Source organism: Rhodococcus baikonurensis (assembly GCF_040489275.1).
Classification (GTDB): Bacteria; Actinomycetota; Actinomycetes; order Mycobacteriales; family Mycobacteriaceae; genus Rhodococcus_F; species Rhodococcus_F baikonurensis.
In genome coordinates this window covers 582,241-597,786 of sequence record NZ_JBEUOQ010000001.1, presented here as the reverse complement: position 1 = coordinate 597,786, position 15,546 = coordinate 582,241, and the positions used below count along the sequence as shown (strand labels likewise).

The following is a 15,546-nucleotide window of genomic DNA, read 5'->3' as shown; positions in this document are numbered from 1 at the left end:
AGCGCCGGCCCCTCGGACCAGTCTGAAGAGTTCCGACCCCGAGATGTTCCGACGACGACATCTCGCTCGCGTGAGATGGCTTTCACCTGGCGATTGTTGCTGATGTTGCTCTTCTGGGAAGTCCACAGCAGGATCTTTTGGCCAGGTTGTTTGCGTTGGCGTACCGAGTGGAATGCCAGCCCGATAGCCGTTGGGTCACCTGCGCTGCTGTTGGTGACAGCGCAGGGATAGTCGCGTTCGTTCTCGAACATCACTTACTCTGCCTGATGTACGGAGATTGGTTCGTCGGCTTCAAGCTGACGCCGAGTTCGGAGGCATGTGAACGAACAGCGTCTTCCGTGCGTCCGAGCTTGAGACCCATCACTCGGGTCGGAGTGTTTTGATCGGCGAGTTTACGCAGTTGCCGGTCGTCATTGTTTGCCCATGTCTTGCCGTGATTGCTAGGTGTTTTGCTCATTTCAAAGCTCCCTCCTTGGGAGCGTGCAACTCCAGTCAAGTCGAGCTGACACGCATTCTTTCCGGGAACGCCCCAAACGGACGGTCACAGCAGACTGCGTTACGGTGAGTGAACAAGGCTCCAATCTTGCACAAGCCCCCGTCTGTCGGCTTACCCCGGCGGTCGGGGCTTTGCTGTAGACGCGCATCTCGGAAACCTGAAGGCATCGACCACAATATGTAGACGAATTACATCAATGTAACCACTAGATGTGCTTAGGGTACTCGTTGGCGTCGACATTTCCATCCGCTGACAGAATGGGTACTCGGTGAAACCGCATCGGCCACCTGGCTGATCCCGTGAGGTGGGGCCCACTAGGTGGCGGTGTTCTGCTCAAACCCTTCCGCCGTTCGTGTGCGGTTTCTCATTGGGTAGCGTGCGTGTGTGGCGATGGAAGAGAAGTTTTGAAGGGGCAACGCCGCTCGGCGACCGTTACTGTGCTGGCCTTCGCCGGTTTCGGCTTAGTGTGCGGACTTGTAAGTGCTGCCGTGTTGTGGTGGTACGCCTCCCAACCCGTCACGATCTACACATTCAGCTACCAGCCGCACCACCTCGAATCGACCCAGATCGAGAAGGTCTCGGTTTATCGATTCATAACTGGACTGCTCATTGGCGGACCCCTTTTTGGAACTGCCGTCGGGGCGCTCGTTTTGACGACAGGGTGGAATCTCGTACGGCGAGAACACACGATCGGTATTGACTAGATCCTGTTTTGACCCGCTCAACTCTGATCATGTGATTAGGGCCGAAGTGGTGTCTCGATCAATCGGACAGTTAGACGAAGTCGGTGTTCATCGATCGGTCCTTGATACAGCTGGAATCAAGTAGGAACCGGCGACTGCCGGAGGTCAGGCATCTTTCCGTCGGGAATAGTGCTTGCGCCACTTCGTAATGGCGGTCGCAAGGAAGGCGACAGATCCACCGATCACGATCAGGAGGAGTGCCCAGTTCCATGCGGAGGCGTCCTCGACTGCGGCGTCGACTGCAGAAGGTAAAACAAGCACAGGAAACAAGATGGTGGCGATCGTAGACGCCCAACGCTGAACGACTTCACTGTCGATAAACTGCACGAATCTCGACATCGCACCCCTTAAACGTCCCTGCCATTGACTGGCAATTCGAGTTATGACCCGTTTGATACTCGCAACACCCTGTGTCGAAAGTTGTCAGCGTACTGAACGATGCTCCCGCGCCGCGTCTAGATAGATTTTCGCAGCAGATTCGAAGGCGCCAGACCGTGCAGCTTTTTGTTGCAATTCCTTTGAGAGAAACCCACCCTGTATTATTGGCCATTTTTGCATGCTGGCGCTGTCGGCGAGTGTGCCTATCAGCTCTAACAAGGCGCTTCGTCGGACCCGACTGAGAGTATTCCGGAAACCCAGTTGTCCTCATTCGCTGGGTTCCACCATCGTGCATTGAGCTAAGTCATCTCCACAGTGTTGCAGAAGACTGCCCGCAGTCGATGCCGCAATCTGAGTCGAGCGTTCGCGGTCGCCCTCGAACGTCTGATTATCAAGTGCTCGATCTGCGCGGCTATTGCCTCAAGCAATTTGAGGAGGGGAGCGAAGCCTGTCCATCACTCGACCGTTTGAAGACGATCCTGCGCGAAAACCTCGGCAAACAACTGGAATTCGAATCGAACGAAACTCTGCGTCAGTGGGTCGACGAACTGGCAGCAGCGAATGTGCGATGCCAGGATAAAACGCCAGGCTCACAAACCAAGTCGCGGAGCTTGTCAATCAAGTTCGGGAAACCGACAATGAACTGATGGGGGCACGCAACAGCTTGCGCGGGATGATCCGAGAATGTTCACAATAACGGCAGGTGAGTGGATGGTGACGCCGGCACATTCACGAGATCTGATCCAAAGCCCGCAGCGGGCATGCCACGTGGGCAATGGCTGGAATTGATCGATTGGTCGACGTGCCGACGGTGGGTTATTGCCGGGCATGGTCCATCCGGTTCCTGCTATCGTGACGATATGCATTTGATCTTTGAATGACGGATTTCATTCGGTTCCCCGAGCTCGTCGAGCAATCCGAGCCGGGCAGTCGTTCGTGAACCTCTGACCCCTGTGGGTCTCCGTCAATTTTCGCGCGCTCGATCGAGCATCGGTATGTCTCTGTAGCGCGCCCTTTTTAGGGATCTAAATGCCTGATTCAGCGATCACTCCTGCGCGCTCGCATGCGCAACTTGTCGTGTCCGACGTCGCCGTTTCATTCGGCGGCGTACCTGTCCTGAGCGGGGTCGACCTCGCGGTAACGTCCTCCTCGCGCTGGGCGGTTGTGGGCGAGAACGGCCGCGGAAAGTCAACTCTTTTACACGTCCTCGCCGGAACACTTCAACCGGATAGCGGCACCGTTACACGTGTCGGCACACTTGGTCTCGCGCAGCAGGAGATGCTCACAACCGACACACGCACCGTCGGCCGGGTCGTAGCAGATGCGATAGCCGATTCGCTGTGCGCTCTGGCGGAACTCGATGCCGCATCTCTCGGTCTTGCCTCAGGGGAGACAAAGGACGATGAGCGGTTCGCAACCGCGCTCGAACAAGCGGAGAGACTGGATGCTTGGAATGCCGAGCGGCGGGTGCGCATCGCACTCGCCGCCCTTAGCGCCGAAACCGACCACTCTCGTCGCCTGACCGAACTCTCTGTCGGACAGCGCTATCGGGTGCGTCTGGCATGCCTGCTCGGGGTGAGCGATGACTTCCTGCTGCTCGATGAGCCCACCAACCACCTCGACTGTGTAGGACTCGACTACCTCACCGAGAGGCTCCGTGCCCGAGCCGGAGGGGTGGTTGTGGTCAGCCACGACCGCGCATTTCTGGCCGACGTCGCGCAGAACGTCTTCGACCTCGACCCGACACCGGATGGCCGCCCCCGGGTGTACGGCGACGGATACGCGGGCTACCGGGCGGGCCGCGAAGGTGAGCGCGCGCGATGGGAGCAAGACTACGAGCGACAGAAGGTGGAGACGGCACGACTGCGTGAGGATCTCATTACTGCGCAGAATCGTCTCGTCAGTGGATGGCGTCCAGGCAAAGGGGCAGGGAAACATCAGCGCGCAACTCGGGCCGCCGGCCTCGTGCAAAGCGTGCACCGTCGCCGCGAGGCCCTGGAATCGCAGCGCCTTCCCGTTCCCCAGCCTCCTCAAAGGCTGAGGTTTCCCGACTTGCCGACTCGGTCTGGAGTTTCCCTGCTGGTTGCAAGCGGGGTGACCGTAACTGGTCGCCTAGTCGTGCCGACATCGCTGCGCGTCGACGGGCGGTCCAAGCATGTGGTGACGGGACCGAACGGTTCCGGAAAATCCACACTCCTATCGGTGCTGGCAGGCAAAGTGGATCCGACGACAGGACGCTCCCATACAGCGCACTGTGCGCGGGTTGTACTGCTCCAACAGGAATCGTCGCTGCCTCCAGAGCAGCGGGTGGGCGAGTTTTACTCTTCACGGGTCGACGAACTCGTGGCGGTTGGGACGATTCAGACCAGTTCTGCAGTCTCGCTGTCAGAGTTGGGGCTCCTGCGCGCATATGAGATGAGCAAGCGGATCGGCGAGCTGTCGATGGGCCAGCAACGCCGACTCGATCTCGCCCTTGCGCTCGCATGCCGCCCGCACGTGCTGCTCTTGGACGAGCCGACCAATCACCTGTCCATTGCTCTCGTCGATGAGTTGACCGAGGCGCTCAGCGCTACTGAGGCAGCCGTGGTGGTTTCCACTCACGATCGACAGATCCTGCGGGATACGGACGGATGGCCGAACCTGAGGCTGTCGGGCGACGAGTGCGAGGTATCGGCATGAGGGTGGAACGACTCATGCGATGGCGAACGCTGCGGCCGCTTCACAATCGTGACTACCGGTTACTTCTGTCCAGATCGACGACAGCCCGCTCGCGCTCTCAGCCGTTGCGACTGGTCTGAGTCTCGGTCTCTTCGCGTTCGCGATCCTCGGAGGTGTCATTGCTGACCGGTTTTCATAACGAGCCTCATCATGTCGGTGCAGGGCTCGAACACCTTTGCTCTCACGGCAGTCTGGCCCTATCTCACAGGGGTGGTCGAGCTGGCGCACCTTCTCTCTCTCGGGGGGCATCATGCGCCGATCACGTGAGCACGCGCGCGTGAAAACATCCGCGCTCCACATGTCCGTATACCTCGACGGGGTTTTGAAATTCTGGGCGAGAATGCATTCTCTGCACTAAGCGGGCCGACCGAATCCGATCGAGAACATCCTGTCCACCAGGCACCGTGTCACACTGGTGCTACGAAAAGGCCCAGATCAGACCATCAACAAGTTGTGCCTGTGCAAGCTCTAGGAAGATATGGTCGGAGCATGGTCGAGCGTGTAAAGGTTGTGGCATCCGAGTCGCGTGACGTCTTGAACTACTTCGGTAGATGCCCTGTATGTGATCACCCGGCTCGGGCGGTATGCATCACCGCTGAGTTGAACGACGGACGAATCGAAAGCCAAGTCGTAGCGTCCTGCGGAGGATGGCGCGGATGGAAGGGGCCAGTCGAGCTCACCACAATGACAGGCTCCATTCCCGTGATGACGCCAAGTCAGGGGGTGGCGCCAACCGCTGGTGCACCCTTGTCCACACCGCGTTGCGCCATTGAAATGGACGTATAGTCCCAATACATCTCAAGCCGGTGGTTCTGGTGCAGCAAACAGACACGACGGCCAATGGCTGGCCGGAGTGACCGTGTATGTCACCGATGCCGGCGGAACCAGCAGCGTCGAAATCGACATGCTCGTCACCGCCGACGCTATCACCGAAGCGCCGGCTACCTAGACGAGGAACATGTACGAATCTCCGAGCTCCCGGTCCCGTCACTGAAACAGCGGGGTGGTGACAAACTTCAACTTGTAGTCCTGGACCTGTTGAATATCGCCGTACTCGTCCTGGGCCATGATCGTGAAGGACTTCGCCTGACCACCTTCCATCCGAGAGTAGATGGCGAAGGTGATGAAGAAAGGCTTACGGTCCGCGCCAGGATCCTTGAAAGTCAAGGTCGCAGTTCCCACTGTCGCGTCCCATCCGCTGGCGTTCGTCTTCTTCTTCTCGATCAGCTTGAAGTCGTCCAGCCGAGCCAGGTCCTGATAAGCCTGGACGGTGGCCTGCTCCTCGTCCTTGGCGTACTTCTTCTCCCAGGAGTTGAAAGCGATTGTTCCGGAAGTGATCCGGCCCTCAGGGAGACCAGTCGAGTTGTAGAGAATGACTCCCTCTCCGTCACCGACGTCCTCATCGAAATTGGAGTGGAATTGCCAACCGTCCACGAGTGGCATGAGAACCTGGGTGTCGGTTCCGGGCCATTCAAAGCGCTGGTAATCCACTCCAGGAAGCGGAACCAGGGTGGTCTTGTACTCGGTTGACGTGGGGGCAACGGTTGTGGCGACCGGAGCACCGGAGACCGTCTCATTGCAGCCCGAAAGGAGCAGCACGGAGGCCAGTGTCGCGGATGCAACCAGTTGGCCCATTTTCAGCTTCATTTCGACGGTCTCCCCTATGGATCGAGCTAGGTCACCAGCGCTGAAAACCGGTGACGTACGTGCCATTCCAGAGCGCGGGGTCGCTGAGCGTGATGGAGACACGACCTCCGTGTGAAGCTGCCTCGTCGACGATCTGGTCGACGGTGGCATAGACGACGTTTCCGGTGGGCTGGTAGATGGAACCAGGGCCGAGGTTCACGCGCCACCCCCGATCCGGAATGGGGCCGAGGAGGTTGCCGGCATTGGTGTCGGCGATGAATCGGGTCTCGTTCTGATCGAAATTGACGCCGACATACCCGTTGCCGGAATACGGGGTCGCGGCAGAAGCCGCACCCGCCCCGAGCAGGGCGACAGCACCGGCAGCGGTCGGAACCAGCACTGCAGCTACGGCCATACGTGAACGGGACATGAAACCTCCTATGACGCGAAGGCTGCATCGGCCGCAGCCCACTTGGGTGTAACTGACGGTATCGCATATTTCGGTAACCGAACATTTGCGACAAGATGACCTCGGTCACGTCCCACGCGACGGGGATGCAGCTCAATCCTCCGCACTTATTCATCTTGATCAGGAACGATGTCGCCGATGCGCGCCACGAGAAGCGGATCGCAACCTGTCCCGACCGAGTTCCGGTTCGGCAGGAGTGAATATCAGGCACTCAACCCGGTCGGTCGGATCACCTGCTGCATCCGCCTGCCCGGCGGCCCGGCCAGCTGCGGTGTCCCCCAAGAGGATGCTGCGCTCCGCTCTGTAAAAGTGAAAAGATCCTTTTCCTTTCTGTCCTTCCGATCCTGATCGACGGCGGTCCCGCAACCCCTGGCGGCTTCGCCGGCTTCCGGCTCCGAAAACCTTTTCAAAGACGTTTCGCTGAAAAACTTTGCGGCCAAGCATTGCGCCACTCCCAAATCCGCCGATCCGGAGCTCCATGTCAGAACGGAAAAAATTGTCAGGGGCTACCGAGGGGGCCGGGCACCAAACGGGAAGGTCAAGTCAGTGAACGGTTACGACTTCGAGCAGGGCGAAGACCACCAGGCCGGGACCAGCCACTACGCCGGACTGAACCCCGGCTGCGGTGACTACTCCTGCCCTCGGATGCACGACAGCACCGCAAGGTGTGTCAACTGGGAGTACTGACGCTTTTCTGATCACGACGAACAGTCGTTGCCCGGCACTCGGAAATTCCCGAGTTGACCGCCAAGGCGATCCGCAACCAGTTCGGAATGGCCGAGCCACGTCAGGGAAAGGGCAAGAGATGAAGGTCAAAGCACACGCGGTCCGATCAGGCGACTGGTGGTCGGTCGACCATTGCGTTGATCGGGATCTCGGCATAAGGGCTAGTCATGGTGGCACTGGCATGTTGTTCGGGACCTCGCTCTGAGCGTCTGCTCACGCGCGTAGGGCGGGATCGCGGTGAGCCGGATCGATCCGGACCGGAATCTGGCACACCACGGCCTCGGTGTGTTTGCGCAGTGCATGAGCGATCTCATCGGTCCGTTGGCTCGGGAGGAATCGGTGCCATCTGGTCGCCGGGTCGATGGTGGCGACGACGACAAAGGTCTCTCGGTGGGGGAAGTGTGTGCGGATGTATCGAGCGAGGGTGTTCCCCACAGAATTCTCGGTGTCCTCGATGACGATCAAACGCGAATTCGGGTGTCGGGCTTGCCACCGGCGGGTGAAGTCCGTCGTCGATTCGTGGGCCAGGCAGACTCGAATTGCGATGGGCTGTGACGCCATCGCCGTTGCCGCGGCCATGGCGCGGGTGGAGAGCGACGTAATTTCGGAGACTGGTACCAGGACCGCTGGTTTGTATCCGATGGACAGAGAATCGTTGTCACTCTGAATAGTTAACCGTGTACCGATATGTGTGTACGCGCCGCGGATGCGTTCCATGCCGAGGACGAGCGCAGGGAGTGCGAGAGCGATCAGCCAGGCGCCCTCGGTGAACTTCATGGCGGTGGTCACCACTGCTGCGATCGAAGTCAACACAGCGCCGAAACCGTTGAGCGCTAGGCGCCACTTCCAGCCCGGTGTGCGTTCGGCGAGCCAGTGGCGCACCATGCCGAACTGCGCGAGCGTGAAACCGATGAACACACCGATGGCGAACAGCGGCACCAAGGTGTTCATGTTTCCGCCGGATCCGATGAGCAGGAGAGCGCCGACGCCGCCGAGCGACAAGACGCCGTACGTGAAGACGTCGCGCGTCGACTTCCGACTGAAGCGGTGTGGGAGCACGTTGTCGTCGGCAAGGATCCGCATCAGGTTGGGGAGTCCGCCGTAGGAGGTGTTCGCGGCCAACGCCAACAGAATGACGGTGGAGAATTGGACGACGTAGTAACCCACACCATTTCCGAGGGCAGCGGACGTGAGCTGCGACAGGACTGTTGTTCCGGGGATCGGGGCCAGTGAGAACTTTTCGATCAACACGGCAAGGCCGATCAGCATGGTGCCCAACAGGATTCCCAGAGCAACTTCGGCGCGCTGAGCGCTACGCACGCGAGGCTTTTTGAAACTGGGTACCGCGTTGGCGATGGCTTCGACACCGGTCAATGCTGCACAACCACTCGAAAATGCCTTGAGCAGAAGGAGAATGCCGATCGTGTGTGCGTTGTCGGCGACGAAGGGAGCCGTTGCGGCGGCGGGGCTTTCCCGAAGCAGTCCGGCGCCGATCACCGTGAAGATGCTGACGACAAAGATCACGGTGGGCAACATGAATACCCGCGCGGAATCTGCGATGCCACGCAGATTCAGTGCCGTGATGCCGCCGAGTATCGCCAGCGCAATCCAGACCGTGTAGGGAAGAAGCGAGGGGAAGGCGGAGGTCAGGGCCGCGACACCGGCTGCGATCGACACCGCGACGTTGAGTGTGTAGTCGACGATCAACGAGGCGGCGGCGGTCAGGCTCGCGCGGGGGCTCAGATGCTTCTTCGCGACGGCGTAGGCGCCACCACCTTCGGGGAATGCGGCGATCACCTGGCGATACGACGCCACCAGGACGACAAGCAGCACGGCGATGGCAATCGTCACCGGCACGGTGAAGCCGATCCCCGCGCCGCCGGCGAGGGCCAACACCAACACGATGGCCTCTGGACCGTACGACACCGAGGCCATCGCGTCGAGCGACAGACCCGCCAGTCCGGTTGCGACGGAGAGCTTTTGCTTCTCAGGTTCGCCGCCGGGGCGGGTGGTCGACGATATGACTCCACGGTGTCCGAGTATCACTGCATGTCTCACCGAGTCAGTATCGTCATTTCCCGCAGCACTGAGACTGATCTTGACGATGCCTTGACGCGATGGCCCGCAAATCTGTACGGGTTCACAACGGCGGCTCGCGTCGACGAAACCCGTCGGACATCTGGCTTACCCAACCAGCGCGCGTGGCGAGAACGTCGCGGTTCGGAGACTCCGAGTGAGTGGCGACGTGCGAAAGTAACTCGCGAAGCCGACCCAGAACGAGCGGCGAGTTCGATGCAGAGGCTATGACGTCGTCCAGTCCGGTACGCACGAAGGTCGTGAAACCGGGCAGCGGAACCACCACGCGCAGTTCACCACGCTGGTCGAGGGCCCGGATCGAATCTGCTCGTACGGAGGCCACGCGCGAGAGGAGGTCCTCGATCTCGTCCAGAGCCTGGACGGCCGTAGCAGGATCGTTGATCGCGGGTGAGAGCGCTCTGAGCGCGATGTCGGCCAATAACCGAAGCGCGAGTAGGGGGTCCTGCGTGAAGGTTCGCTCACTCCCACTGACCAGGGCGTCGAGGATCGCGTCGGCGGGCATGGGTTCGCCGTAGACGTCGGCGAGCGGCAGTCTGCCTCGCAGAGTGCTGCCTGGCGAGACTCGGAAGACCACAAGAGCGTGACAGTCGCGAGCTTTGTGCAGTAGATCTTCGACGAGGATCTGCTGCAGAACGGCGGGCGGCCGATGCCACTCGATCGTCATGATCACCGGAAGCGTTGGTAGAGGCGGTAACTCCCGATCGGTGTCGGGGTATACGGATTCGAAGACTGCTCGTCCACGGCTCGAGATGGAGGCGAGGACCGGAGCCAATTGGATGGCCGAGAAGGCGCGCAGTTGGAGCAGTCTGATCAGCGTCAGCGTGGCCAAGAGTGCCAGCACTGCGAGACTGGGCACAACCACGGACACATCCGTTTCGTTGCTGATGGCGAGTGCTGCCGTGATGTCGAAAACCGACTGGCCTATCGCGAAGGCAAACGTCCGCCACACGATGGGGTCGTCGCGGAACAACAAGAGGCGAGGGGTGAAGGTGGTCGCAGCCCACTGGACGACGAGGAACAGCAGCGAGAAGATCACTGCGACTACACCCAGTAACCCCAGTCCGAGGGCAACGAGCATCTCGCTGACCTGACGGGCGGGAATCATCGGGCCGCTCCGGATATACGGCATCGCCAGTCCGGCAGCCAGTCCTACGACGACGCACAGGATCTGGGTCAGGCCGGCACGTACACGGCGCCGGGGGACGAGGAAGGCATGCCCGATCGGGGTGGGAGCGAAACGTCCGGGCTGATCCACACTTCAAGCCTCTACGCTGCGGTAATGGTGCGCCTTCACCCGAAACGGATGATGTCGACGTCGTCGTGATCCTGAAACGCTTGAAAGAGCCATGTGAGAGACAGAAGGCGAGACGTCATGACGGATCCGACGGGCCAGAGCCGCGCTGTACTACCGATCCCGGATCGACAACATCTTGGTCTGGTGACGTACGACGCGAAGGATCCGGACACCGAGTTTCCGCCGATCACTCCGTTACTACCACCGACCGGGGCACCCAATGTTCTGGTGGTCCTGTTGGACGACGTGGGATATGGCGCGAGCAGTGCCTTCGGCGGACCGGCGGACACTCCGACTGCTGAGCGGTTGCAAGGTAATGGGCTCACGTACACGCGGTTTCACACGACTGCACTGTGTGCTCCGACCCGTGCCGCTCTTCTGAGCGGGCGCAACCATCATTCGGTCGGCATGGGATCGATCACCGAAACCGCTACCTCGGCTCCTGGTCTTTCCGGCCTGCGGCCGAATACCAAAGCCGCACTGCCGATGACGTTGAAACTCAACGGATACTCGACAGCGCAGTTCGGCAAGTGTCACGAGGTTCCGCCGTGGCAAACATCCCCGGTGGGACCGTTTACGTCGTGGCCGACGGGAGAAGGCGGATTCGAGCATTTCTACGGATTCATCGGCGGGGAGAACAACCAGTATTACCCGGCGCTGTACGAAGGCGTCGCGCCTGTGGAGCCGGACAAGACACCGGAGGAGGGCTACCACCTCACCGAGGACCTGGCCGACCACGCCGTCGACTGGGTCCGGATGCAGAAGTCCTTGGCTCCGGACAAGCCGTTCTTCGTCTACTTCGCTCCCGGCGCTACCCATGCGCCGCACCATGTTCCGAAGGAGTGGGCCGACAAGTACGAGGGCCGGTTCGCCGGAGGTTGGGACGCTCAACGCGAGAAGATCCTCGAGCGGCAGAAGCAGCGGGGAGTCGTTCCCACGGATGCGGTTCTCACCCCGCGCCCTGAGGCCATTCCGGCGTGGGACGACATGAGTCAGGAATTGAAGCCTGTCCTCGAACGCCAAATGGAAGTCTATGCAGGATTTCTCGAACACACCGACTTCCATGTCGGCCGGCTTGTCGATGCGATCGAAGAACTCGGAGCTCTCGACAACACCCTCGTGTACTACATCATCGGAGACAACGGAGCGTCCGCAGAGGGGACGATCAACGGAGCCTTCAACGAGATGGCCAACTTCAACGGACTCGCGGCCATCGAGACGCCCGAGTTCATGGCGGAAGTGAAGGACAAGTTCGGTACCAAGGACGCGTACAACCACTATTCCGTGGGGTGGGCGTGGGCAATGTGTACGCCGTATCAGTGGACGAAACAGGTTGCGTCGCATTGGGGTGGCACACGCAACGGGGCGATCGTGCACTGGCCGGCAGGGATTCGGACCAAGGGGGAGACGCGGTCGCAGTTCGCCCACGTCATCGACGTTGCACCGACGATCCTCGAGGCTGCGAAACTGCCGGAACCGACCTTTGTCAACGGCGTCCAGCAATCACCCATCGAGGGGACCAGCATGGTCTACACCTTCGACGACGCCGAAGCCCCCGAACGTCACGATCTGCAGTACTTCGAGATGGCCGGCAACCGTGGAATTTATTACAAGGGTTGGAGTGCGGTCACGCGTCACAGCACTCCGTGGCTGTTCGCGGAGGTGCTTCCCGCTCTCGACGACGACGTGTGGGAACTCTACGACGGGTCACAGGATTGGACGCAATCCAATGATCTGGCCGCTGCGATGCCGGAGAAATTGGCTGCACTGCAACGCTTGTGGTTGATCGAAGCGGTCAAGTACAACGTACTTCCGATCGACGATCGTAGATTCGAGAGGTTCAACCCTCACATCGCGGGGCGTCCGCAGTTGGTATCCGGGAACAGGCAAGTTCTGTTTCCCGGAATGAAGCGACTGAGCGAGCACAGCGTGCTGAGTATCAAGAACCGATCATTCAGTGTCACAGCAGCAGTCGACCTCGCGGATGGCGTTACTGCCAACGGTGTGATGATCGCGCAGGGAGGCAGGTTCGGCGGCTGGGCGCTCTACGCGCGGGAAGGCCGCGCGAGATTCGTCTACAACCTGCTCGGCATGACCGAATTCGTCATCGGTTCCGACGTTGACATACCGGCAGGATCACATCAGATCAGGGCCGAGTTCGCCTACGACGGAGGTGGTCTCGCGAGGGGCGGCGGTGTCACGATCTACCACGACGGTCGCGAAGTGGGTTCGGGTCGCGTCGAGCAGACCCAACCGATGGTCTTCTCCGCGGACGAGACCACCGACATCGGTGACGACTACGGCATGCCTGTCAGTGTCGATTACAGTGGCGCAACCACATTCAACGCACGTATCGACCTCGTGCAGATCGACGTCGGCGACGACGACCATACCCACCTCATCGATCCGGAGGAGGTGGCGCGAGTGGCGGTGTCCAGACAGTGATTTCACCAGTAAGAGCAGCAGTCACAATCTCCTGAGGGAGGGTCGCAATGCCGACGGTCATCCGCACTGTTCACGATCTGGTTCGCCACGCGCGCGGGCCGACGCATCATCACCACCATCAATCCGTGCACGAGGCACGGCGAATGCGCGCACATCACATACTGGTCACGCATTCGCTCGCCTGATCTGGGCTACAGGTCGCGCGCCAGTGCTCGTCCGGCTGCGCGGCCGGAGAAGATGCAGCCACCGAGGAAGGTCCCTTCGAGCGCGCTGTAACCGTGGACTCCACCGCCGCCGAAGCCCGCGACCTCGCCGGCCGCGTACAGGCCGTCGAAGATGCTGCCGTCGGCCTTGATGACCTGTGAATCCAGGTTGGTTTCCAAGCCGCCGAGGGTCTTGCGGGTGAGCAGGTGCAACCGGACCGCGATCAGTGGGCCGTTCTTGGGGTCCAAGATCTTGTGCGGTGCAACGACACGCACGATCTTGTCTGCCAACAGATTACGGGCGCCGTGGATGGCGGTGACCTGGAAGTCCTTGCTGTACTTGTTGTCGACTTCGCGGTCGCGGGCGATCATTTCGCGTTCGATGTCCTCGTAGTCGAGGAGCGGTTCGTCGGTGAGGGCGTTCATGCCGTCGACCAGATCGCGAAGGTTGTTGCGCACCACGAAGTCGGCGCCCTTCTGCTTGAACGCTTCTACCGGTCCCGGCGCACCCTTCTTGATTCGTTCGAGGAGGAGTTTGAAGTCGCGATTGGTGAAGTCGGGGTTCTGTTCCGATCCCGAGAGCGCGAACTCCTTCTCGATGATCTTCTGATCGAGGATGAACCACGTGTACTCGTGGCCGCTGTCCAGGATGTACTTGAAGGTCCCCATCGTGTCGAAGCCCGGGAAATTGGGGACGGGCAGACGCTTGCCTGTGGCGTCGAACCACATCGAGGACGGTCCGGGGATGATGCGGATTCCGTGGTTCGGCCAGATCGGATTCCAGTTCTGGATACCTTCGGTGTAGTGCCACATGCGGTCGCGGTTGACGATGTTTCCGCCCGCGGATTCGGTGATTTCGAGCATGCGTCCGTCGACGTGTGCGGGCACTCCCGTCAGCATGTGCTTCGGTGCCTTGCCGAGTCGCTCGGGCCAGTTCTTCTTCACCAGTTCGTAGTTGCCGCCGATTCCACCGGAGGTGACGACGACGGCCTGTGCGGCGAACTCGAATTCGCCGACGGGAGTGCGGGAGCTCTTCACGCCGCGGAGATCACTGGACGGTTCGAGGACGGTTCCTCGTACACCGGTGACCGTACCGTCGGTGACTACCAACTGATCGACCTGGTGGCGGTGCTTGAACGTGACCAGCCCACGCTTCTGAGCGGCGATGACCTTGGTCAGGAAGACGTCGACCACGCCGGGACCGGTACCCCAGGTGAGGTGGAAGCGCGGGACCGAATTGCCGTGTCCGAGAGCCATTCCGCGACCGCGTTCGGCCCAGCCGACGTTGGGCATCAGGCGAAGACCCAGATCGTGCAGGTACTGACGCTTGTCTCCGGCCGCAAACTCGACGTACGCCTTGGCCCACTGTCGCGGCCAGTGATCTTCGCGGTCGCGGTCGAATCCGGCAGTGCCCATCCAGTCCTGCATTGCCAACTCGAGGGAGTCCTTGATGCCGAGGCGACGCTGCTCGGGGCTGTTCACGAGGAAGAGCCCGCCGAGAGACCAGAATGCCTGGGCTCCGAGGTTTGCCGCGTTCTCCTGTTCCACCACAAGGACTTTGCGGCCGGCGCGCGTCAGTTCGTAGGTGGCGACCAGTCCCGCCAGCCCTGCCCCGACAACGATGACGTCAGCTTGTTCGCTCACGACAGCTCCTCTTCAGATTGGTTGTTCTGGATTATTTCGCTGTAGGACAGCAGGATTCGAGTGAAGACATCGCGGCGCAGTGCGAAGGCGGCATTGGTGTCGGTGTCGACGAGACACTGCACGCTGGTGCCGTCGTGCACTGCGACCAATGCTCGTCCCAACGACGTCGGGTCACCGACGATTGTTCGACCGACATCGCTGAGTGCGGACTCCACGATGGGAAGCAGGGTCCGAAGAATTGCGTCTTCACGGTCGGCAAGCGCCTTACGAAGTGCCGGGTTGCGGAGCGCGTGGGCTGTGAATTCCGCGTTGATCCGGTACCACTGCGGGTCGACCGGAACCACGGACACGATTCGGGCCACGGCGGAATGGATGTCGACGGCGTTGCCGGCGGTGATCGACTCCGTCGCCAACCGCAGATCGGCGAGCATTGCTGCAGATCGCTGCTCCCACATCGCGAAGAACAGTTCGTCGAGTGAATCGAAGTTGGAGTAGAACGCGCCTCGGGAGTAACCGCCGCGTTCGCAGATCTGCTCGACCGTTGCGTGTCCGAACCCGGATTCGGAGAAGACGTCCGCGGCCGCGTCGAGCAGTCGCTGCCGGGTCTGACCACGGCGTTTGGTGACACGCTTGGCCGGCGAGTTGTCCGTTCCAGTCGTCATCGGCGCCTCCGTCGGGGTGGACCCCAAACGATACACCGATGTATC

Annotated in this window: 12 protein-coding genes; 5 read left to right on the top strand and 7 right to left on the bottom strand. The window is 60.6% G+C overall.

The features are described 5' to 3' along the window. Positions 1–250: 250 nt before the first annotated feature. The gene (locus ABWI03_RS03000; RefSeq protein ID WP_298776993.1) at positions 251–457 is read right to left on the bottom strand and encodes a hypothetical protein; all 207 of its coding nucleotides are present in this window, start codon (positions 455–457) and stop codon (positions 251–253) included. A 1,555-nt stretch (positions 458–2,012) separates the two neighbouring features. Here ABWI03_RS03000 and ABWI03_RS02995 point away from each other — a divergent pair. Further along, on the top strand, positions 2,013–2,264 hold the full coding sequence (locus ABWI03_RS02995; RefSeq protein WP_298776995.1) for a hypothetical protein: 252 nt from the start codon (positions 2,013–2,015) through the stop codon (positions 2,262–2,264). Positions 2,265–2,646: 382 nt separating this feature from the next. Continuing rightward, complete coding sequence (locus ABWI03_RS02990; protein WP_298776996.1) at positions 2,647–4,296, top strand: ABC-F family ATP-binding cassette domain-containing protein; 1,650 nt, start codon at positions 2,647–2,649, stop codon at positions 4,294–4,296. Positions 4,297–5,322: 1,026 nt separating this feature from the next. Here ABWI03_RS02990 and ABWI03_RS02980 read toward each other — a convergent pair. Together ABWI03_RS02980 and ABWI03_RS02975 are read right to left on the bottom strand one after the other, a co-directional pair. After that, a complete protein-coding gene (locus ABWI03_RS02980) occupies positions 5,323–5,982 on the bottom strand; it encodes a hypothetical protein (protein WP_298776997.1) in 660 nt (219 codons plus the stop codon). A 31-nt stretch (positions 5,983–6,013) separates the two neighbouring features. Then, positions 6,014–6,391 (bottom strand): hypothetical protein, encoded by a 378-nt coding sequence (locus ABWI03_RS02975; protein ID WP_298776998.1) that lies wholly within the window; start codon positions 6,389–6,391, stop codon positions 6,014–6,016. Between the two features lie 585 nt (positions 6,392–6,976). On the opposite strand from ABWI03_RS02975, the gene ABWI03_RS02970 reads away from it, so the two are divergent. Next, complete coding sequence (locus tag ABWI03_RS02970) at positions 6,977–7,117, top strand: hypothetical protein (RefSeq protein WP_298776999.1); 141 nt, start codon at positions 6,977–6,979, stop codon at positions 7,115–7,117. Positions 7,118–7,369: 252 nt separating this feature from the next. Here ABWI03_RS02970 and ABWI03_RS02965 read toward each other — a convergent pair whose 3' ends face one another. Both ABWI03_RS02965 and ABWI03_RS02960 read right to left on the bottom strand, forming a co-directional pair. Next, entirely contained in the window at positions 7,370–9,202 is a 1,833-nt protein-coding gene (locus ABWI03_RS02965) for an APC family permease (RefSeq protein ID WP_298777743.1), read from the bottom strand. Positions 9,203–9,296: 94 nt separating this feature from the next. After that, positions 9,297–10,508: a DUF2254 family protein gene (locus ABWI03_RS02960; protein ID WP_298777000.1), complete on the bottom strand. Its 1,212-nt coding sequence runs from the start codon at positions 10,506–10,508 to the stop codon at positions 9,297–9,299. A 117-nt stretch (positions 10,509–10,625) separates the two neighbouring features. Here ABWI03_RS02960 and ABWI03_RS02955 point away from each other — a divergent pair, with 117 nt between their 5' ends. Next, the gene (locus ABWI03_RS02955) at positions 10,626–12,992 is read left to right on the top strand and encodes an arylsulfatase (protein ID WP_298777001.1); all 2,367 of its coding nucleotides are present in this window, start codon (positions 10,626–10,628) and stop codon (positions 12,990–12,992) included. Between the two features lie 47 nt (positions 12,993–13,039). After that, positions 13,040–13,177 (top strand): hypothetical protein, encoded by a 138-nt coding sequence (locus ABWI03_RS02950; RefSeq protein WP_153211511.1) that lies wholly within the window; start codon positions 13,040–13,042, stop codon positions 13,175–13,177. Positions 13,178–13,183: 6 nt separating this feature from the next. Here ABWI03_RS02950 and ABWI03_RS02945 read toward each other — a convergent pair whose 3' ends face one another. After that, entirely contained in the window at positions 13,184–14,839 is a 1,656-nt protein-coding gene (locus ABWI03_RS02945; RefSeq protein WP_298777003.1) for an FAD-binding dehydrogenase, read from the bottom strand. Beyond that, a complete protein-coding gene (locus ABWI03_RS02940) occupies positions 14,836–15,501 on the bottom strand; it encodes a TetR/AcrR family transcriptional regulator (protein ID WP_298777005.1) in 666 nt (221 codons plus the stop codon). The genes ABWI03_RS02945 and ABWI03_RS02940 overlap by 4 nt, the downstream gene beginning before the upstream one ends. Positions 15,502–15,546: the final 45 nt, after the last annotated feature.